12 protein-coding genes are annotated in these 21,951 nt (G+C 54.1%); 4 read left to right on the top strand and 8 right to left on the bottom strand.

What is annotated here, in order from left to right:
- Nucleotides 1–93: 93 nt before the first annotated feature.
- Entirely contained in the window at nt 94–4,302 is a 4,209-nt protein-coding gene (locus tag K7P01_RS25775) for a hybrid sensor histidine kinase/response regulator transcription factor (protein ID WP_267297478.1), read from the top strand.
- A gap of 157 nt (nt 4,303–4,459) precedes the next feature.
- On the opposite strand, the gene K7P01_RS25780 is transcribed toward K7P01_RS25775, so the two are convergent.
- From K7P01_RS25780 to K7P01_RS25810, 7 genes are all read right to left on the bottom strand, one after another.
- Nucleotides 4,460–5,797: a DUF4302 domain-containing protein gene (locus tag K7P01_RS25780; RefSeq protein ID WP_267297479.1), complete on the bottom strand. Its 1,338-nt coding sequence runs from the start codon at nt 5,795–5,797 to the stop codon at nt 4,460–4,462.
- Nucleotides 5,798–5,819: 22 nt separating this feature from the next.
- Nucleotides 5,820–7,208: a zinc-binding metallopeptidase gene (locus K7P01_RS25785; RefSeq protein WP_267297480.1), complete on the bottom strand. Its 1,389-nt coding sequence runs from the start codon at nt 7,206–7,208 to the stop codon at nt 5,820–5,822.
- A gap of 9 nt (nt 7,209–7,217) precedes the next feature.
- Nucleotides 7,218–8,747, bottom strand: a complete 1,530-nt coding sequence (locus tag K7P01_RS25790; RefSeq protein ID WP_267297481.1) for a RagB/SusD family nutrient uptake outer membrane protein — start codon at nt 8,745–8,747, stop codon at nt 7,218–7,220.
- Nucleotides 8,748–8,765: 18 nt separating this feature from the next.
- A complete protein-coding gene (locus K7P01_RS25795) occupies nt 8,766–12,167 on the bottom strand; it encodes a SusC/RagA family TonB-linked outer membrane protein (protein ID WP_267297482.1) in 3,402 nt (1,133 codons plus the stop codon).
- A gap of 90 nt (nt 12,168–12,257) precedes the next feature.
- Complete coding sequence (locus tag K7P01_RS25800; protein WP_267297483.1) at nt 12,258–12,737, bottom strand: hypothetical protein; 480 nt, start codon at nt 12,735–12,737, stop codon at nt 12,258–12,260.
- 23 nt (nt 12,738–12,760) lie between these two features.
- Nucleotides 12,761–15,772 carry a T9SS type A sorting domain-containing protein gene (locus K7P01_RS25805; RefSeq protein ID WP_267297484.1) on the bottom strand — a complete coding sequence of 1,004 codons (3,012 nt, stop codon included), beginning with the start codon at nt 15,770–15,772 and terminating at the stop codon, nt 12,761–12,763.
- Nucleotides 15,773–16,129: 357 nt separating this feature from the next.
- The gene (locus K7P01_RS25810; protein ID WP_267297485.1) at nt 16,130–17,848 is read right to left on the bottom strand and encodes a tetratricopeptide repeat protein; all 1,719 of its coding nucleotides are present in this window, start codon (nt 17,846–17,848) and stop codon (nt 16,130–16,132) included.
- Between the two features lie 239 nt (nt 17,849–18,087).
- Between K7P01_RS25810 and K7P01_RS25815 the strand changes: the two genes are divergently transcribed.
- Together K7P01_RS25815 and K7P01_RS25820 are read left to right on the top strand one after the other, a co-directional pair.
- A complete protein-coding gene (locus tag K7P01_RS25815) occupies nt 18,088–18,879 on the top strand; it encodes a metallophosphoesterase family protein (protein WP_267297486.1) in 792 nt (263 codons plus the stop codon).
- A complete protein-coding gene (locus K7P01_RS25820) occupies nt 18,879–19,490 on the top strand; it encodes a hypothetical protein (RefSeq protein ID WP_267297487.1) in 612 nt (203 codons plus the stop codon). The genes K7P01_RS25815 and K7P01_RS25820 overlap by 1 nt, the downstream gene beginning before the upstream one ends.
- A 68-nt stretch (nt 19,491–19,558) precedes the next feature.
- On the opposite strand, the gene K7P01_RS25825 is transcribed toward K7P01_RS25820, so the two are convergent.
- Nucleotides 19,559–21,058, bottom strand: coding sequence for an APC family permease (locus K7P01_RS25825; protein ID WP_317987635.1), 1,500 nt, complete (start codon nt 21,056–21,058; stop codon nt 19,559–19,561).
- Nucleotides 21,059–21,125: 67 nt separating this feature from the next.
- Between K7P01_RS25825 and K7P01_RS25830 the strand changes: the two genes are divergently transcribed.
- Nucleotides 21,126–21,797: a peptidylprolyl isomerase gene (locus tag K7P01_RS25830; RefSeq protein WP_267297488.1), complete on the top strand. Its 672-nt coding sequence runs from the start codon at nt 21,126–21,128 to the stop codon at nt 21,795–21,797.
- The last annotated feature ends 154 nt before the right edge of the window (nt 21,798–21,951 follow it).

The following is a 21,951-nucleotide window of genomic DNA, read 5'->3' on the forward strand; positions in this document are numbered from 1 at the left end:
ATCGTGTGCAGGGCGTCCACTATCTTTTTTATTCCGTACGTCAGGTTGGAAAAAAAGCGTGTTCCGAGAACCGGGTGGACAAAAAAGTACCGGGTGGACAACTTTGTCCGGTTTGTGATCGCGGGATTGCTTAGGTTTGTTTGCAAACGATTGATCGACGAGGGATCGCGGATTATGATCAAGTACCTGGCTTTTGCATTTCTCTCGCTGGCCGCGGCGACCGGCTATGCCAACCCCTGGCCCTACCAGCACATCGATAAGCGCGATGGTCTTTCCAACAGCGCCATCACCTCTATTTATATGGACCGGAACGATTACGTCTGGTTCGGCACCTGGGATGGCCTAAACCGCTACGACGGCACCACCATTAAGATCTACAAGCCCGATTCCTTTAATAAGGGCACGATCAGTAACAATATTGTCCGGGATTTCCTGGAGGACAAGGACGGAAACCTGTGGGTGGTTACGCACAAGGGCATTAATAAGTACAACGCTGATACCGATACCTTCGAATCCTATCAAACCAGCCTGAACGGGTTGCCCTTTCAGGAATACAGCCTGCGCGCGTGCTTGGGTCCCGATTCGGCAGTGTGGACGACTTTTATCGGCCAGGGCATCAGCCGGTATAACGCCGCGCAAAATACCTTTGTGCCGGTAGCCTTCCGTGATATCGACACCGCGTGGTTGAAAAATGTTGCGGGCATGGGCAGCCATCAGGGGCTACTGTATTTACTGGGTACCGATGGGAAACTCATCTGTACGCTTAACAACAAACCTGTCTTTACGAAAACGCTGGCGGCTTCCGGCGCGATTCGCTTGCACCGCTTCTTCCGTCTGCACAATACATTTTACCTCGGGTTGTCTACACGCGAAGGTGGCGTATTCCTGATCAATCTGTCTGACCTGGCGAGCGAACCGCGCGCGCTGCCACTTTCGGCTTTTCCTGTTTCGTCCATTTCCGAAAACAAAGACCATACGGCAGTGTGGATCGGCACAGAGGCAGGTGATGTTTACCGCGTCACGGCCTCTCCTACCGGTGACTTTACCACCGAGAATATGGCGGCCTACTTTTCGCAGTTTGCACAAGCCCAGCGCAAGATCCTGACGATTACAGAAACGCGCCAGGATCTTCTCTGGATCGGGACGGACGGCGACGGTCTGTTCAAGTTTCTGACGCGCAACAATCCCTTCCGGTCTATTGTAGCCGGCCCCGCCGGTAGTGGCAATCTTTCCAACAGTATTGTGCGCTCGGTATTTCACGATACCGACGGCACGTTGTATGTCGGCACACGCAGTGGTGGGCTCAACATCCTTCGTCCCGACCAAAAAGAAACGACCGTGTTGAACACGGCACGCGGGCTCAGCAACAACACGGTATTGTCGTTGCGCAAGGATCGCACTGGTAACCTATGGATTGGCACGGACGGCGAGGGCATCGACATGCTGGAAAAACGCACCGGCCGCATTCGCCATTTTCCGCGGGACTTCGAGAACAACACCGGGCTGACCTTTGGCAACGTCTACGCTATCTGCATCGACGCGTACGGTGCGCTTTGGCTCGGCACCAGTGGCCACGGCGTCATCCAACTCGTCGTTACTGCCACCGCACGGGGCACCTACCGGCTGGAGTCGCACCGCCAGATCACCTATGGCAACGCCGCGAACGACGAGGCTACCATCAATAGCAATGTCGTGTATACCGTCGTGGAGGAAACGCCCAATATTCTGTGGTTTGGTACGCGGGGGGCCGGTGTATACCGGTATAATTCCCTGGCGGATAAAATCGAGGAGCATATTCATACCGGTTCGGGTACCCCCAATCGCCTGAGCAACGACGACGTGCTGAGCCTCTTCCTGGGCAGCAAAGAAGAGCTGTGGATTGGCACCAGCGGTGGCCTGAACCGCATTTCGTTACACCGCCGCCCGTATCACAACCTGCACTACACACAGCACGACGGCTTGCCGAGCAATACCATCCACGGCATCCAGGAAGATTATAGTGGTGCGATCTGGCTGTCGACCAATAATGGCCTGGTGTTATTCGACCCTGTGCGGGGCTCGTTCAAAAGCTTCGATGCCAACGACGGACTGCAAAACCATGAGTATACGGACGGCGCTTCCTTCCACGCTCCGGGCGCGGATGCGCTTTACTTCGGAGGCATCAACGGACTGGACATCATCCAACCCGCGCGCCTGGATACGATCCGGTATTTCCCCCGCCTGACGTTGGCCGAGTTCCTGCTCCGCAACGTACCGGTTATGCCCGGTGACAGCAATGCCGTGCTGCGCAAACACATTGACCACACTGCCGCCATCGACCTCGATTACGACCAAAACTTTCTGAGCTTTCATTTCACCACGTTGGACTACTGGAACAAACAACGCACCCAGTATAAATACCGGCTGGAAAACTTCGACAAGGACTGGAACCTCATTCACCAACAGTCTGTCATCAACCTGACCAACATTCCGCCCGGACAGTATACCCTCGTGATCAATTACACCAACGAGAACGGTGTGTGGAGTCCAGCGCCCAGGAGCATCGCCATTACCATTGCGCCACCGTTCTGGAAAACCAACTGGGCATATGCAGTATATTTCCTGCTGCTCGTCGGCGTACAGGCGGGCATTGTATTGTATATCCGCCGGCGTGCCCGGGAGAAACGCGCCGCCGCCATGCACCATTTCCGCCTGCAGCAGGAGAAGGAGCTTAACGACTACAAGCTTCGGTTCTTTACGAACATTGCGCACGAGTTCCGCACGCCGCTTACGCTGATATTCGGGCCGGTGATTACGCTGATTAAAAAGGCATCGTCCGTCCAGGAGAAGAACCAGCTGAATACGATCTACAACAACTCCCTGCGGTTACAAAAGCTCATCGACGAGCTGATTCAATTCCGGAAGATCGAAAGCGGTAAGGAAAAAGTTAATGTCGCCCCGGTAGAGCTGGTGGCGTTCACGCAGGAGATCGTGGCTTCATTTGACCAGCACGCGCTAGACCACGATGTGAACCTGGAATTTATACCGGCAGCCGAAGCGATTCATGGTTGGATCGATGCGCGCAAGCTGGAGAAGATCCTGATCAACCTGGTCTCAAACGCTATTAAATACAACGTTAAGGGTGGCGCGGTGACGGTTCGCCTACGCGAACATGACGGGCAGGCTCAGTTTGTTGTGGAGGATTCCGGCATCGGCATTGCACGGGATACACAAGAGAAAATATTTGATGCGTTTTATCAGAATCCGGACGCCGTGAACGTCGATCCGGGCATCTCCAAGAGTACAGGCATTGGCCTGTCGCTCACCCGCAGCCTGGTGCAGATTCACCAGGGACAGCTCTTGCTTCGCTCTCAACCCGGCAAGGGCTCTGTGTTTACGATCACGCTGCCCATTGCACGGGAGGCCTACCAGGTGCCCGACGACAACAACATTTTCCTGCCGGTAACGAACCTGGCCGAGACGGTGTCGCAGGAGTTTGGCTATCGCCCCGTAGAAGCAACACGGGAGCCACAGGAGCCTGACACCGAAGCTCGCCCCTACTCTATCCTGGTCGTGGACGACAACCCGCAGATCGTGATCCTGCTGCAAAACATTCTCGCAGATAAATATCATGTGCTGACGGCGACGCAAGGCCGCGAGGCATTGCATTTACTGGAGGAAGAGAAAGTGGACCTCGTCATAAGCGATGTGCTGATGTCGGAGATGGATGGACTGGCACTTTGCCGCAACATCAAGGATAATATTCAAACGTCGCACATTCCGGTTATACTCTTAACAGCGAAGGGTGAGATCGAGGACCGCATTGAAGGGTTGCAGGTAGGTGCCGACTCATATATACCGAAACCGTTCCATCCGGAGCATTTGTTTATTCGGATTGAGAAATTGATCAAGACACGCGAGCAGGCGCGGAAGCGGTTTGCGAATTTAGCAGAAGTAGAATTAGGGCAGTTGTCAACGGGGATCAGTGAGAAGGATGATGAGTTCTTTGGAAAGATTACCGCATGTATTCAGCGGCATTTGAATGATCCGGAGCTTACGGCAGATGTTATGTCGGAAGAGATTGGGATGAGTAAGGCTTCGCTTTATAAGAAAGTAAAAGCACTGACGAGTCAGACGCCGCATGGGCTGATTAAACAGTATCGGTTGCGAAGGGCGGCAGATCTATTGAAAGACGGAACGATGAGTGTTTCAGAGGTTATTTATGAGACGGGGTTTAATAGCCGGTCTTATTTCTATAAGTCGTTTAACGAGATGTTTCATTGTCATCCGAAGGATTTTGGGAGGACGCGCGAATCAGGGTGAATGTGAACCCGATAGCCATCGGGTGTGAGAGCGAAGATAAAAACAGTGTGAGTGTGTTCGCTTTCGCTCTCACACTGTTTTAAGACCTGCTCCTGTGCGGGTCAATGCACGAGGAGCAGGAATGCACTTAATCCTCAACCTAACGTGTTCGAGGTTCTTAGTTTGTCAGAATGCCGGAGAAGGAGAACTCGGGGTGCTCCTGGCTGAAGAAGCCGCCAGTGAGGGCCTCCGTGCCGCCGACAAATTCTGCTTTAAAACTATCACCATTGATATATACAAAGATGTTGCTCATGGTCGCTGCAAGCGCCTTTGCGTTGTCGTCGACGGCCGTGCCGGGGCCAAACGTGTAAACGCCTTCGCCCGACAAAGTATAATGGTAGTTATACTGGGCCGTAAACAAGGTGTTGCTTTGGACGACGCGCACGACCAGGTACATGGTATTGGTATTTATATCGAACGCTACGAACATATCGTAGAGCTCGATGGGAACCTCCCAGGTTTGCAGCTCGGCCGCAGCCGCCTGATACAATTCCGTAAAGAGTGGCGACTGCCCCTTTATCGGTTTGTTGACGGATCCATAGGGCACCAGCACAGCGAAAAAGTCAGCACCCAGTACGTCCTGGATCGGAATGGCGGGACGGAAGAAATAGAGGTCAGGGTTTTGAATGATGGGGACGGACGTGCCTCCAATCGTTACGTAGTATCGTTTGCCGGAGGCATCCCATAACAGCTCCTGAATCGTTTGACCATAGGCATGGATCGGCGTGTTTAATAATATGCCCTGCATGGATACGGAGTACGATAGCGGTGTTACTTCTACCTTCGTGCCGTCGTCGGAGATATATTGCGCGGTGAGCTTTTTCTCGTCGGCGTTCAGGGCAAAAGTGATGGTGCGTCCACCGGAGAGTGTCAGTTGCAAGCCGTCGCCGCTGAGGCCGTACGCCAGGATGTCTTTGATCCGGCCTCCGAGTACCAGGTCCTGCTCTTCGGCGGTGGCTTGTACCAGGGTCATGTGCGAGCCGCGTTGAAGGCCTTCCAGCAGGATGCTGTCGGCGGTGGCGCGGGCAAAGGCAAACTCGAAGTCTGACAGACGTCCTTCGCCGTCGAACCCGCCGTTTACTTCACCTTTCGGGTCCGCAGGCAGGTGAATGTAGGAATATGTCGGAAAGCTCAGGGTGGCCGTTTGCAGGGCCTTCAGCTCCCACGTGGCGGACTGTATGGTGCCGGCCGTGTTGGCGTTGAAGTCGGACAGCATGTTTACCCGGCCATCGGCGGCGAAGTCGAGGTAATAGAAGTATTCAATGCCCGAGCCCGTGATCAGCGACGCCTTCCAGCCATAGGGTGCATCCTGCAGCTGGGTGTTGTATTCGTCGAGTACTTTCTGCAAGCGTGTTTCGGCGGTCTCGCTAAAGACACGGTCGTAGTCCTTCTCGCAGGAGAAGAGCGTTACTGCCGATACCAGCAACACCAGCGTATATTTTTTTAATGTTTTCATGTTCATACGTTTCGGCTACAGGTTAAGGTTTTAATACACCGAGGCAATAGCTGTTCGGCGCGTAGACCGGATACAACGCTGCGTAGCGATAACCGGAGCAGGTCGTCGCCCAATCGAAGAAGAAAGGGCCGATAAAGTAACCCGGTATATAGACGGCGCCATATTTCTCCACCAGCTCACGGGCGGCATCGTCCATGGCGGGCATGCCCAGTCCATATTCGCCGACGGCATCGTCCACAGGATCCTCGTGCAGCTCGTATACAAAGTTGGCGGTCTTGTATTCGCGTACTTCCGAGTCGGTGGTGTAGTAATACAACGTCAACATAATTTGATTGGCTTCCAGGAAGGTCAGGCGGAAGTTGTAGTCCAGCGCCAGGTCGTAGCGATGTAAAATGTCGTTATCAGCCGCATAACGGTTGGTGATCTCGGCCGACTCGATCATAGTCATCAGGTCCACGGTAAATGTTCCATACTGCTTGCCATAACCCCATACGTCCAATAAGGCGGGCGGCTGTTCGCCTCCAGGGTTACCGTTTTCGGGTGCAATGGCGGTGATGGCGGCCTGCACTTTTGTTTGCAGCTCGTAGAAGTCGATCTTAAACGCTTTCTGGAAGTACTCTACCACCAGCTTCTCCTTGCGGCGAAGCGCTTCGTATGATGCAGCGGTGGTTTCGCAGCTGAGGATGTTCTCGTAGGCGTCGCGGCCCTCGATGAGCATCATAGAGGTCATCTCGGCGAAGTCCTCGTCGGGCGAAGCCATGGCGTAACTGGTAATAAACCCTGCTGCACGGGCGTCTGCCAGTGGCACAGTGTTCCAGGCCGCCGTGTAGGCACCGGGTGTTACTACCTTAAACTCAGGCTGGAAGGAGACGTTCTGGTTCAGGATGTGTGTAAACTCGTGCTCGATGGTGTGCATCATCTGCTTTACTTCGAAGGCGTCGGTCTTCACAAAGTCGTTGATGACGTAGAGCACTACTTTGCGGCCACCTTCGGCCGTACCCAGTGTAATGGTACCGTCGAAGTTATACCGGGCGCTGCCCACCAATACAAATTGCTTGGGGCAAAGTTTCTTGATGAAGTTGGCCCCGGCAATATCCACGAAGGGTTCGATCCACACCTGGTCGACTACGTCCATTACCTCCTGCACTTTGTTTTCGCGCGGGGGCACCAGCGTTTTATAGATGTCGGATTCGGAGGCATCCCATTTGTATTTTACTTCAATGTTGTACGGCCCCGTGAAGGTGTCGAACAGCCAGTTGTCGAGGGCGGTCTTATCGGACGGGTCGCCGTCCACCAGCTCAGGCTCGCGGAGCTCGTCGTTGTAGGGATCGTTACAGGACACTGCTGTGAGCAGGGCCACGATCATCGGAAGCATAAATTTTGTATAGCGCATATACATAAAGTCTGTCATGAATAATGATTAGCGGGCATTGGGGCTGAGGCCTCCGGTTGTTACCGCCTCGCGCGGCAACTGCAGCACACGGCGTGGGTCGTTGGCTTTCAGCTCCAGGACTTTCCCATCGTTGGTTCTATGTGTTACCGGCAGGTTGTGGCGCACGATGTCAAACCAGCGCATGCCTTCGTGCAGGAATTCTACCCGGCGGAATGCGAGGATTGCCATGATGACGGCCTCCTGATTGCTTTTGGCATAGCCATAGTAATAGTCGGCGATCCACTCCGGCAACATCTGGTAGCGCGGGCTGTAGTCCACAATGCGGGTGCTGGCCCATATGTCGAGCTCCTGAACAGCGGTGCCCAGGTTCTTTTGCATGGCATACGCCTCCGCCCGGTTGAACAGTACTTCTTCGGCCGTAAACAACGGCATGATGGTATACACATAACCGGTATTCGCATTGACACCGACCTGCACAAAATGCTCGCGGAATTTATTGACAAAGTATACACCGAATGAGCGATAGAACACAGAGTACGAATACTCACCGCCGGCGGGGTTTTCATTGAAGATCTCCTGGTAGCGCGGCGCGCCCGTGGCATAGCGTAGTGTAGAGAACGAGCGTGTCCAGTCCGACAGCGTCTCGCACAGCAAGATGTTGGAGGTCTCGGTGGCTTTTGTATAATTGATCAACAGCTCGGTAGCCGAATAGCTTTTATAAACGGTATTCCACGGACGCAGGTAGTTGCGGATCTCCGCCGCCGGGATGGCCGCATCGGCGTGCTCAATCACCTTTGCATAGTTGCGTTTGAAGAGGTAAAAACGCGAAGCAAATGCGTGCGCTGCCATTTGTGTGAAATGGTACTTCACGACACCGGTCGCGCTCTCACCTTTGGTGTACGCTTTGTCGTCGATCAGCGGCAGACCTTCGGTCAGGTCTTGCTCAATCATGTCGTATACATACTGGACGGTCTTGCGCTCGTAGTTTTTAAACGATTGCTTTTCCGGATCGGTGACATACGGAATACCGGGATCAGCCGCGGCGGTGTTCGGGTTATACGTTTTGGCAAACAGCGTCACGATCATAAAGTGCGAGTATGCACGGGCAACGAGCGCTTCGCCTCTTTGTGCCGCGTATAACTCGGGGGTACCGCTGTTGTTGATAAATTCCAATGCGTGGTTGGCAGCAGCAATAGCTTTGTAGCAGCCGTTCCAGTAGTCTTCCGGCGTGTCTTGATCCGTAGAGGTACCGTCGCGCCAGAAGTATGGATCGGCGTTGCGCGGATCTTGCGGTGCCGCCGGATTGTCTTCGACGTTGTCGGACATGGCTTCGCAGAACATGGCGTAGTTTGTTTCGGGATAGGCTGTTACCAGCAGCTCGGCCAGTTTCTCCTGCGAATCGAGCGTGGCCCGGTTGTCGGGCGACTCGGACAGAAAGTCACCACAGCCGCCCAGCGAGAACAGAGTGAGTGTGAGAGCGAGAGCGCTAGCAGGATTCGCAACCCGCGATGTGGCCCACCTGGTGCGGATCATCTCTCCTATTGATCTATATTTCATGATGTTCATGGCAAGGATTTAAAAACTCAATTTGACAGAGGCTGTAATCTGTTTGGCTACCGGCATGGCTACACCGCCCGAGCCAAAGAACTCGGGGTCTTGTCCATACAGGTCGCGGTCGGCATAAAGCAACCAGAGGTTGGTGCCGGTGAGCGTCAGCGACGCCGTCTCAAAGCCGGTGCCGTTCAGCATGCGCGACGGCAGGTTGTAGCCCAGCGATACAGTGCGCAGGCGTACGAATGAGCCGTCGGCAACGCGGGCTGTAGAGTAGTTGTAGCTGTTGTAGGGATAGATCGAACCGAGCGAACCGAGTGTGATCCCATCGGGTATAGACGGGATATCGGTGTAACGCTCGTCGCCGCGCATCACCCAACGGTCAAGGAACTCGCGAGGCATGGCATCCAGGTCGCTGTATGAGCTCTGGAAGGCCGGATTCAGGCGGATCTTGTTTCCTGCCTGGTAGGTCAGGAAGACATTCAGCGTAAAGTTTTTGTATCGTACGGTATTCGACCAGCCACCGGTTATCGTTGGATCTACCGATCCTTCATACTTCAGGTATTGGGTCGCGAGGCTCTGCATGTATACATCCGGACTCACCTGGCCGTCGTGGTTGATAAACAACGGAACGCCGGTTTTGGGATCCAGCCCCTGGAAGTCGATGGAGAAAAGGCCCCGTACCGGGTAACCCTCCACGGCACCGCCGTCGGGGAATACCATGTCGATGATGCGTGGCTGGTTTTTTAGATTGGTAATCTCGCTCTTGTTGTGGCTGAAGATAAACGACGTGGACCAGTTTACATTGCCGCGTACATATACCGGTGCCCCGATCGAGAGGTCTATCCCATGTGACTTCATGTCGGCATAGTTCACGGCCTTATAGGCTTCACCACCCACACCCGGCGTCTTGATGATGTCGATCAGGTCGAAGTGATTACGGCGGTAGTAGTCAAGCGTGACAGTGTATTTGTTCAGGAAGCCGGTGTTAACGCCAACGTTCAGCTCGTATTGTTTCTCCCACGTCAGGTCGGAGTTTTCGAGTCCTTCGATGATGATCTGTGACTCGTTCTCGTCGAGCGACGGACGCGGTGTTGTGCCACTCCGGTATACCACCGACGAGTTGGTGGCGTTGCCCGCGTTGGCGGTCAGGCCGTAGCCGGCACGCAACGTAAGGAAGTCTACATACCGGATGTTCTCCATGAAGCGCTCGCTGTCGATGTTCCAGGCGCCGCTCACGTTCCAGGTCGGCAGCCAGCGTGCCGTGGTCGATTCACCCAGGCGGTTCGAGCCGTCCATCCGGCCCGTGGCATTGAGGATGTATTTGCCTTTATAGGCGTAGTTGCCCGAAGCATAGAAGCTGGCGTACCGGTCGTGCGTGTTGTTCATACCGAAGTAACTGAAGTTGCCCTCCAGCAGCTGCTTGATGATACGGTAGTCTGTGAAGGCTACGCCGCCTTTGCTGAACTGATAGCCATAGCCGTTGTTAAAGGCGTTCTGGCGATCTACCTGGCGTACTTCCTGGCCGGCCACGGCGTGGATGACGTGGTCGGTGTTAAGGGTATAATTCCAGCTAAGCTGGTTCTTGAAGTAATAGCTTACCATCTGGTCGTCGGTGCGGTTGTAGAAACCACCTTCGGGCAGTACGATGACTGGGTCGGCATTGGGGAAGTCGGGATTATAGTACAAGAACTTGTTTCCCTGTTTTACGACCTGTGAGTTGGCCGCGCGGTACGCTTCCGCCATGTTCGATCCTTCGGATACGTTGTGCTCGGTGCTGGTGCGCACCTGGCGGTAGGCGCCGATGAAGTCGTACTTGAGGTTGGACAGGATGGCATAGCTGGCTTCGCCCTGCAGCTTGAGGTCAAGCTGGTTGAGATTGATGTAGTTGTTGTCGATCTCGTTCAGGATGTTAAAGGGCGCGTAATTGCGGGTGAAGTACTCGCGTTTGCCCGTTTCATCAAAGGCGGTCAGCGTACGGCTGGTGTTAAGCGCATAGCTGAAGGGGTTGATGTCAAAGTCGCGGTTAAAGCTGCCTTGCACGGCGTTGGTCTGGCGCGCGATCGTGCCGGGCACACGCTGATCGCGTACGGCGCCGGCGGCCAGGATGCCGAGGCTGAGCTTGTCCGAAATCTTGAAAGTACCGCGGGCGTTGATGGTATAACGCTTCACGTTGTCGGCCACCGTCCAGCCATTGTCGTTGTAAAAGCTGGAGGAAACATACAGCTGCGACGTCTCTGTACCGGAGGATACCCCCACGGAGTGCTCTTGTACAAACGAGTTCTTAAACAGCAGGTCGAACCAATCAGTGTTGGCCATGGCATACCGGCGCAGGAATGCGTTACGTGCCTCCGGTGTGTTGGGCAGCGCCCACGTGCCATCATCTTCGTTGAAGTCGGTATTGATCAGGTCGTACATCTTGCGGAACACCCCACCGTTCGCACCACGCGATGCGTCGGAGTGGTTGAGCAGACCCTTGCGGTCGAGCTCGCGGTATACCGCCATCTGGTCGGACGAGTTCAGGATGTTGTAGGAATCGTACGTAGGCTTGAGGTAGGTCGAGAAGTTGCCGGTATAGGTTACCACGGGTTTGCCGACACGGCCTTTCTTTGTTTTGATAACAATGACACCATCTTTTGCCCGTGCGCCGTACAACGCTGTGGCCGATGCATCTTTCAGAATGGTAAAGCTTTCGATGTCGTCGCTGTTGAGGCCGGCAACAGATGAACCTATGAGTGTATTGGGGTCACCGGTCGTTAACTGATCGGCAGAGACATTCACCACGTCTTCCAGCACAACGCCATCGACTACCCACAGGGGTTTGTTGTCGCCGGTAATGGAGGTTGCTCCCCGCACGCGAATCTTCGGCGCGGCACCAAAGGTACCCGACACGTTTTGTACGGATACACCCGCTGCCTTTCCCTGCAGCATGCGGCTCACGTCGGTGGCACCATCGGTCTTCACGTCGTTCGCGGACAAATTCACCACCGAGCCTGTGAACAACCGCTTATCTACTTCCTGATAGCCGGTAGAGACGACCGTTACTTCGTTCAGGTGCGTGATATCCTCCTCTAACGTAATGTCGATCGCGGAGCGGTTTGACGCGGGTACTTCCATGGGCTTATAGCCAATGAACGAGAACACCAGGATAGCGTCGGGCGCAGCCTGGAGCTGATACTTGCCATCGACGTCGGTGATGGTGCCCACCGTTGTTCCTTTGACGGAAACGCTCACGCCGGGCAGTCCTTGTTTGTCGGCGCCGATGACACGGCCTTTGATGGGCGTGCCTTGTACGAGCGGGTGACTATATACGGCTGCCTGTGTGCCTTGGGGCAGTGCGATGGACAATAGCCCAAACACAAATGTTCCCCGCACGGCACCCCGGGCCAGACGCAATAAAGCCTGCCCACATGCTGTTTTTTTCATGTTGTAAAAAGATTTGATACTGGCGTAATGGGTACTTCCCCTGCTCGTGGCAGGGGAAGCGGTTAATGTTTACAGAATAAGATATGACGATCAGTCAGCCTTCAGTACAAAGATCCAGGGACCTTCAGCCGAACCCTTCTTCGCATTGTCTTCGTCGCACGTGGCGCAGGTAAACGTCAGCGTCAGCGTGCTGCCATCGAGCGTGTAGGCTACGTTGACACCGTCGTCGCGTACGAGTGTTTTAGACGCATCGCTGCCGAAGGTCCAGGTACCGCTGGTGGCCCAGGGCCTCAGGGCCGGCTGAGTTCCCGCCACGGTATAGGTATACGGTCCTTTCGGGTTGTCGGCACGGAACTCGCCGCCAAGGGTAATCGTAAAGTCGGGGTTCTGGAACTCCACCGTGCGGTTGTCGCTTTGTGTGACGCTCTCGACCGTCCACGTGTGCGTGAGCAGCGCGAGTTTTTCCTTTTCGACCGAGCCGGCATCGCCGGAGTCATCGCTGCCGCAGGCACCCAGGACGATGGCCGCAGCGAGTAGGATTAGAAAATATAGACTATGAAAAGACTTCATGTTGTTTCGTTTGAGGTTAGGAATTATTGACGTGCTACACGGGTCTTCACCGAGCTGCCATCTTTGAGCTTTACGTCAATGATGTATACACCAGCCGGGCTGGATGTCAGGTCAAGCAAACCGTCTGTCGGCAATGAAGCCGCTTGCTGTACGACAATACCTTGTGCGTTGTAGACCTTGATCTGTGCTACTGCCTGCGGGTGTACGCCGTGTAAACTTATTCGCCCGGTGGTCGGGTTCGGGTATACACGGACGCTGCCGGCCAGCTCACCCGGTTCGATGCCCGTGATGGCGGTCGAGTATGGATCGGATGTGCGTGTACATTCGGTCGGGTTGGTGATCTCCACCCTGAGTGTATGATTGCCCGGCACCAGCGCATTTTTATAGATGAAAGCCTGCTGACCTTCCGGGATCTCGTATTGCTCGTCGTCTACAAACCAGTGGATGTCATAGATCTCGCCGGCAAAACCTTCGACGCCGGGCAGGTAGGCCGTGTCCGTTTCGATCACAAAGGGACTCGGCATCATGCGGATGCGTGCCGGGGTGCCGGAGTTATAGCCGACGGTCGGACACTCTTCCGGGAAACCGGTGACATTGTATCCACCCGGTTCTTTTACCCAGATGGTGTCATTATCGGAATTGGGTATCAGCTCGCCATCTTTAAACCATTCGTAGTGTACCCAGTTATCGCCCGGAAATGCGTTGGCCAGCCATACGGAGTCGCCTTCGGCGCAAAACTCGCCGTTGCCCTGCTCAGCCACGGCGGGTGAGCTGTGGACATAGGTATCTATCAGCAGCGGCACGGAATAGCCCACGCAGCCGTTCTCCCCCACGACACGGGCGGTGAGCCAGTTCAGCTCGGGCAGAAAGGTATAGTTGTTTGTGCTTTCCCCTTCTACCTCTTCACCCAAAGCATAATTACCGCCGCCATCATAGCGACCTTTGAACCACTTATAGCCGCTGTAACCTTCGGGAGCGCTGACGGTTATATCCGAAATTCCGCAGAACACCACATCCGCGATGGAGTCGTACGGTGCGAGCACCCAGCGACTAGGCCTGACAGCGGGCTCTATTGTCAGCACGGGGTTGACGGTGGGCTTGATCTGCAGCGGCTCGCTGGTGGCCTTTGCACCCGAGGGACAAGACTCGTGGTTGGCCTTCACCTGGTAGGTCGTGAATTTGCCCACCTGCGTGGTCATGCCCGAACCCGATCCCGACAAAGGTATATATACCACGTGCTGGCCGGTCGGTCCCGAGTTCACGACTGTCTTTTCAAACCATTGAATGTTCTTCCAGCCGCTGCCGGAAATCGACAGGGTTGCTTTTTCGCCTTCGCAGAGGGTGCTGTGGTCGGTCTCAATATAGAGCGGGCGTGAAGCGTTGTCGCGGATTTCCATCGGGAACGACTCGACGATCAGATCGTCGGCGCAGGCAATGGGGTGTGCACGCAATACATAGTTGCCGGCAGTGTTAACGGTGATACGCTGGCTCGTCCGGCCACTCAACGCACGGTATACACCGTTGGTCAGCGTGTACCACTGAAAGCGGTCGTGGGTCTCGCTCATATCTTCCGTAGGGAAGATGTCCTGGGTCTGCGCGCCGCAGAGATATTCCAGGGCGTCGTTGCTTACCGACAGTGAAAACTGCTGACCGGCGTACGACTGCAGGTATACTTGTGTCTGCGACTCGCAGCCCTGGATCTCGTCTTCAGCCTTTACTGTAATTTGCATTTCGCCTTCGAACACAAAGCTGTAGGTAAAGCTTTCGTCGGGCGCAACGATCTCAGGCTCGTGACCAAACACCTGCGTGGTCCAGGTATATTTGTAGCCATTATCCGACAGTGTCAGCGACAGCTCCTCGCCGGGGCAATGTGAAGAAAAGTTGGATACACCAAACAATTCGGGGCGTTGAGGCTCGTAGAAGAATATATCCACCGGGTCGGCCGCGCGCCAGATCTCTGGCCACTCGGGTACCGATGCCTCCACGCCATATAGGTTGGTCTCGCTCACATGGTTCTCAGCCGTTCCTTCAAACCACACCTCGCCGTCGCGCAACCATCTGTAGCCGGCATACTTATCTTCTACCGACAGTTTAACGACGTTGCCCTTGCAGACAACGCCATGCTCATTCTCTTGTTCATCGGCATTGCTTGTGAGTACAGGTTTTGCAAAGATCGCTGTACTTGCAGCGCGCGCGGAAGACTGCACAGCACAGCCCGCCTGTACGGCGCGCACGGCATAGTATGTTTTTGTAGTATTGACCGTCACCTGGTGGGTGCGGTTTGTGGCCGCCCCAATGGGGGTCAGCGCTGCCTCACTGGCGCCGCTCAGCCACTGGTATGACGTCAGGCCTTCGGTGGCCGACATGGTGAGCTTGTTGGCGGAGCCCAGCACGCCCGTGAGGGCCACACCGGCTTCGCGCACGCGCAAAGTGTTGGAGAAAACGAGGTTGCCGTTCTTCGGCACTTCTACTTTGTATTGTCCGGGTTCGGCAGCATCGTATGTTGCGCCGGTGGCCCCTGGAATGGCTTCGCCGTCAAGATACCATTGGTAGCTGGTGTACGATCCTGTGATCTGCAATCGTTCTCTGTTGGCCGCTTCAGGACATACCCAACCGTCGGTCGAGGTAATGGTCACACCGGAAGCGATGTCGAAACGGTAGACCGGCGTGTATTGCCAGTAGATAAAACCACTGCCACCACCGGTGCTCATGCCGGCCCATACATAAACAGGCCCGTTGATCTGGATCTTAAAATTGTAGGTTCCGTCGCCGTTGGAGGTGAAGTTGTAATGTGACTGCCAGGCAGGATTGGGGCCGGGCGTCCATCCCCCGGCTTCGGGATCTTCGGCAAACGTGAAAAATCTGTGCGGCGCTGAGCCCTCGTGCTCCGACCATCGCAAGGTCACCTCGGTACCGGCGGCTACCTCGTAGGGCTCGTCCAGGCCGGTCGGCGACACAATGGAAAGGTTCGGCTGGGCCTGTAGCAACGATAAGCACGAGATGCTTACCAGGACCATCAGTAGAAGTTTCTTCATTAGGTTTTCGGTTAAAGTGATAAACTGATTTGACTTAGGCTCTTGGCCAAATGTACCCCATGATCCCCCAAACCGGTGGAAAACGACCGTGACAAAGAGTGACACGCACGATAAAAAACAATAAATGGGAGGTATTTGCGGGGGTTTTGTGAAGAAAAAGCGGTTTGGGGCGTGACGGGGGTAATTTTCTACCGTGTCTGTTTGAAAAACGAAATTGGCTTGGCGTTACGCTGCGGGAGTGGCGCAAACGTTGTATGTTATTTCTCGATCGAGGCTAAAGGATGTGTTGTGGGGTGGCTGGAACGGCAAATTTTCGTTGGTGGGATTGTTCGCTCTCAGACCCCGATGGCTATCGGGTCACACTCGCTCTGTCTTTTTGTAGCGGCTGAGGAGCGTTTTGATGTCTTCTTCTTTTTCGAGGTTTAGCTTTTCGCGCAGGCGTTGTTTCTTTTTTCTGACCGATTCCGGTGAGATGTTAAAAATCTGGGCGATCTCCTTGGAGTTCAGGTCTATTAATAGATAGGCGCTGAGGCGGAGGTCGTTGGCGGACAGATCCGGGTAGGCCTCCTGAAGCTGGTGGAAGAATTGGGGGTGGACTTCCTGGAAATGAAGCTTGAAGGCCTCCCATTCCTGGTCGCTGTTGTCATTGCCGCGGATGATCTTTTTGGCCTTGTCGAGCTGGCTTTTTGCGGTGGGGTTGTCTTTTAACTCGATCGTGGCCAGCAGTTTGTGGATGGACGCAAAGGTTTCGTTCTTATTAACAAGGTGTAGTGCTTTGGAGGCAAGCTCGCGGTCCTTGAAGGTTAATTCCTGACGCAGGCGTTCTTGTTCAAGGGCGTTGAGGCGCTCGGTGGCGATCATGTCGCGTTCCAGTTGATCGCGCTCTACGCGGTTCTTTTCGAGGGTGAGGCGGTCTACCTCCTGTTCCTTTTGTAGAATTACATTGCGTTGCTGGAGGTTGACGTACTTTGTGCGTAAAACGGAAATGACAAGCAGGCCGATGACAATGCCGATGAGCGTTACGCCGATCCAGAACTGACGCTGCCGGCTGGCTTCCTCTTGTAACAATTCTACCGCAGTCTCCATTTTGCCATACTCATATTTCATCTGAGCCTCGGATGTCCACTTGACTGTCTTCTCTTCCGACAAGGTGTCTTTCCAGGCAAGGGTGAGGTTGGAGAAGTAAAGCGCGCGTTCCATGTTACCCCGCACTGTGTAAATTTTTGAGAGCCACCGATAGCTGTCGATGATGTTCTCGGTGTCTTTCATGCGCTCGAAGCCTTCGATGCTTCTGGCTACATAGTCGGCGGCGGAGTCGTATTGGCCAAAGTGGTAAAATGTTCTGCCGAGTGACAGCAGGTAGCCCGCCTGGTAGTATTGATTGCGAATGCCCACGGACATTTCGTGTGCCTGGCGGTATCGCAGCAGGGCGCTGTCATAGTTTTTGGCGGAGTAGGCAATATCGCCGATGTTGTTGACAGTAACCGCTACGTTGGCCGTGTCACGGTCCTCGCGGAATAAACGCTCGGCCTTATGCAGGTTCTGCAGGGCACCGCGGTCGTCGCCCAGCTTGTGCATTTCGGTGCCGAGGTTGAGCATGTTCAGGGCGATGCGGTGGCGGTTGCCCTGCTTTTCGCTGATGGCCAGTGCTATCTTATAATAGTTAATGGCTTGCTGGGTGGCGTCGTTCGTAGAATATACAACGCCGATGTTGTTGTAGATGGTGTTGAGAATTTCCTCGCGCTTGTATTGCTGGGCAAGCTCCAACGATTGAAAGAGGTAACGAAGCGCTTCGTCGTGTTCGTTGTACTTCAGGTACAGAATGCCCATGTTAATGAGGGCCTGGATTTGTTTGAGCTCATCGCGGCGTTCGCGCGCGAGGATTTCCAGTTCCACCAGTTCGGCGTGAGCGGTTTCGAACTTGAGTTCTTCTGTTTTTCGTATGGCATCGATCAGCAGCGAGTCGAGGTTCACGTCCGCAGAAGCCTGGTCGGCCGAAGGCGTACAACGAACCAGGGAAACGCACAGCCCGAGCACGGCCAGTACACGTCCGAGGTACAAACGGTTGCAGTTCATTCCTGTCATGTGATGATACGCATCACAAACGTTTTATATCAGTACGTAGGGTGGCTCCGGGAATGTGTAGAGGGCAACAGTGCCGCAAGTTAATCAGTTTTTTGCCGATCATATCAAAGATTTCAGAGAACTACGCATCTTTGCGCCCGATTTAAACGTACCACTTTGGCAAGACCCCTCGCGCCCTGTGGCGATAACAAATTAAACGCCGCGAAAAACGGCAAGAAAGAGAACTGTGTATGCGATATTTTTATGCTGGGGCCTTGGCACTCCTGTTTGCCGGGTGCGACCTCTTTGAGTACCATCCCTACGAAGTCAGAATCCCTGACAGTGACACGAATCTGAATGCCAAAGCCATCGCACGGATTCAGCAAACAACCCCTGCTACGGATACGCTCACCCTTATTTTAATGGGCGACACGCAACGTTTTTACGACGAGGTTGAAGACTTCGTGTCGAGCGCAAACAAACAGAAGGCCGACTTCGTGATGCTCGATGGCGACATTACCGACTTCGGCGTACGCGATGAGTTCGAGTGGATACACGACATCATGCGCAAGCTCAACAAACCGTACCTGGCGGTAATCGGCAACCACGACCTGTCGGGCAACGGTGAGAAAGTGTATAAGAAAATGTACGGCCCACTCAACGACTCGTTCTTGTACCGCGACTTCAAGTTTATTCTATTAAATACCAACTCGCGCGAGTACGCCTTTGACGGCAACGTTCCCGACCTGGACTGGTTGCAAAAGCAGTTGGCGGGCGACGACTTCCAACGCGCCGTGGTAATTTCACACGTGCCACCCTTTGATAGCGACTTTGATAAAACGCTGGCGGCCAAATACAACGAAACACTCTACAGCTCGGGCAAGGTGAACTTATCGCTGCACGGTCATCTGCACGCCTTCCGCGACACGACGTACAACGAGGGAAATATTCGCTATTTGGTCTCGACCAGCATGAACGAGCGGATGTACCTGATGGTAAAACTTTGGGATGATCAGGTGGAGTTTAAAAAGATATTCTATTAATGATGCGCCACCTATCTATAGTTCTTTTTGCCGCGTTCGTCCTGGCGGCCGGGGCGTCAGCTTCTGCGCAAGACAGCACGCAGCAGTCTACACGTAAATGGTATGCACCCGATGTGGCCGTAGCCCAGTATGCAGGTAGTATCGGGTTTGTTTCGGTGGGTGCGGGGTATTCCGTCTTTCACGATAAAGCATATGTCGACCTGCTCTTTGGGTATGTGCTGCCTTCACAGGCTGGTGGCGAAAGCCTGCAAACGCTGACGCTGAAATTTACAGCGGCGCCGTGGAAGGTTCGCCTTGACGAGCGAACGGAATTGCGACCGTTGACCATCGGTACGTTCTTTAATTACACTATGGGGCGGCAGTACTCGTCGGATTTGCCGGGCTGGTATCCGAGTGGATATTACTGGTGGAGCGAGGCCGTGCGGGTGAATATTTTTATTGGTGGAAATATTAGTCGCACAACGCCGCGGTGGAAGAATGTGAAAAGGGCGGCGCTATACTATGAGCTGGGAACGAACGAGATCAAGTTTGTGAGCTATGTGCAGAATACGGAGCATCTCAACATTTGGCAGATTTTGCATGCCGGCATTGGAGTCCGGGCGCACTTTTGAACGGGAGTGTGACAGCGAATACGAATGATTCTCTTCGCTCTCACACCCGTTAGCTATCGGGTTCACACTCACGCTGTTTTCCGCATGGCCATGTAGTAGACCGGGATTCCCAGAAGGATTACGATTAGGCCGGGTAGCGTATATTGGCTTTCGAATATCAGGAGTAGTATGGCCAATGCGGAAGCTACAAGGATGTATAGTGCCGGTAAGACCGGGTAGCCAAAGGCTTTGTAGGGACGGGGCATGTCAGGACGACGTTTGCGCAGGATGTAGATGCCCAGGATAGTCAATACGTAAAAGATCAATACGCCGAAGATTACCAGTGCCAATAAATCGTTGTATTTGCCGGTGAGGCAGAGTAGCGAGGCCCACGTGCACTGCATCCAGAGGCTATTGGCGGGTACACTGGCTTTGTTAAGGACGCCGGCTTTCTTGAAGAAGAGCTGGTCGGTGGCCATGGTATAAAATACACGGGCCCCCGACAGGATCAGGCCGTTGTTACATCCAAAGGTTGAGATCATGATCATGATGGCGATAACGGTCGTGCCGCTTGCGCCGAAGATATATTCGGCGGCGACCACCCCTACCCGATCGCTCTTGGCAAAGGCTATTTCCGGTAACGGAATCACAGCCAGGTACATAAGGTTAGTAAGAACATAAATAACGGTCACGATAAGCGTGCCCAGCAGCAGGCTAAGGCCGATGTTGCGTTGAGGATTTTTGACTTCACCGGCGATCGACGTGATGGAGTGCCACGAGTCGCTGGAGAACAGGGCACCTTTCATGGCCACAGCCATGGCGCCAAAGAAAGCAAGGCCGGTAAGGGCAGTCGTGACAATCTCGTCCGTGTTACCGATCGACAAAGAATGCAGCGACCAGGCATTTTGCCAGTTCGCATTCCACACGGCGCTGTCCGCTCCCCATACAAAGCCACACACAATTAACCCCGCCAGCGACAGAATCTTGACAATGGTCAGAAATGTCTGCAGAAAAGCGCCTTCTTTTACACCCCGGCTATTAATCCAGGTCAATAATACAATGACCCCGATCGCCACCAACTGAGAGGCTTTTAACTGAAAGTCGCCGGCGGTGAAGAGTATGTTCTCCTCCCCTACGGCGGGCAGCAGGTAGGCGGTGAACTTGGCGAAGGCTACGCCAACGGCTGCGATAGTGCCTGTATGGATAATGGTAAAGAATGTCCATCCGTATAAGAAGCCAATGAGGGGTCCGTAGGCTTCGCGCAGGTATACATACATGCCGCCGGCGCGGGGAAACATGGCCGACAGCTCGCCATAGCTCACGGCGGCAATCACGGTAATCACACCCGTGAGCACCCACATGCCGATCAGGTAGCCGGCGCCGCCGACACTGCGTGCAATCTCTGAGCTAACAATAAAAATACCTGAGCCGATCATCGACCCGGCCACAATCATCGTGGCATCCAACAACCCCAGGCGGGGCTTGAACTCCTGTTTTGTTTCTTCCATACGGTTAGGTTCGGTAAACCAGATACACCAATACGCGCCCACGGCGGAGGTACCGGCATTTCCATCCCTAATAATAAGCATGGTTCATGGCTCAACCAAATACCGGCTCGGAAAACGCCGTATTCGGTACTTTTACTATATTAACCCCATGATCAGACTGTATTATATCCTTGGCCTGCTGTTGCTGTTTTCATGCGGCAAAAAAGAGGGCGAAGTCATTACGTCCGCCAACGTGCGGGACGTGTTAACCCGCTATGGAAAAGAACACCCCGAGACGGAAGTTCTTATCGAAACCAAGTATGGCAACATGCGCCTGCGGCTGTATGAGGATACGCCCCTGCACCGTGCCAACTTCATCAAGCTGATCAAAGAAGGATATTACGAGGATGCCGATTTTTATCGCATTGTCTACGAATTTATGATCCAGGGCGGCGACCTGAAGAAGAACCTGGGCTACCGCATTCCGTCGGAATTCAACCCGAAGTATATCCACAAGAAGGGTGCATTGTCGATGGCGCGGGTGGACGAAAACAACCCCAACCTGGAGTCGTCGGCGGCCGAATTTTTTATCGTGCACGGAGGCCGTTACTTGCCCGAGGATGTTGACATGGAGGCCCGCAACCTGGGGCTTACCCTCACACCGCAGCAGAAAGAAACCTATGCCGCCAACGGCGGTTACATGACGCTGGACATGAAGTACACGGTGTTTGGGGAGCTGATCGAAGGCATCGAAGTGGTGGACAAGATTGCGACCGAAAAAGTGTACAGCACGGATAAGCCGCTGCGCGAGATTCCTTTCAAGATTAGCGTGGTCCGTTAGACAATGCAAAGATTCTAAGAGAAAAACAATAATCGGGTGAGTGTGTCGTTGGCACATGCGCCCAATGACCGGATTTCGGTTTTATCGACCCTGTGTAGCGTTAAACGACTGAATTTACGGCTTAAAAAAAATGTGCTAGTAAAAAAAACGTGAG

The sequence above is a fragment of the Parachryseolinea silvisoli genome (assembly GCF_021190955.1).
GTDB classification, from domain to species: Bacteria; Bacteroidota; Bacteroidia; order Cytophagales; family Cyclobacteriaceae; genus Ohtaekwangia; species Ohtaekwangia silvisoli.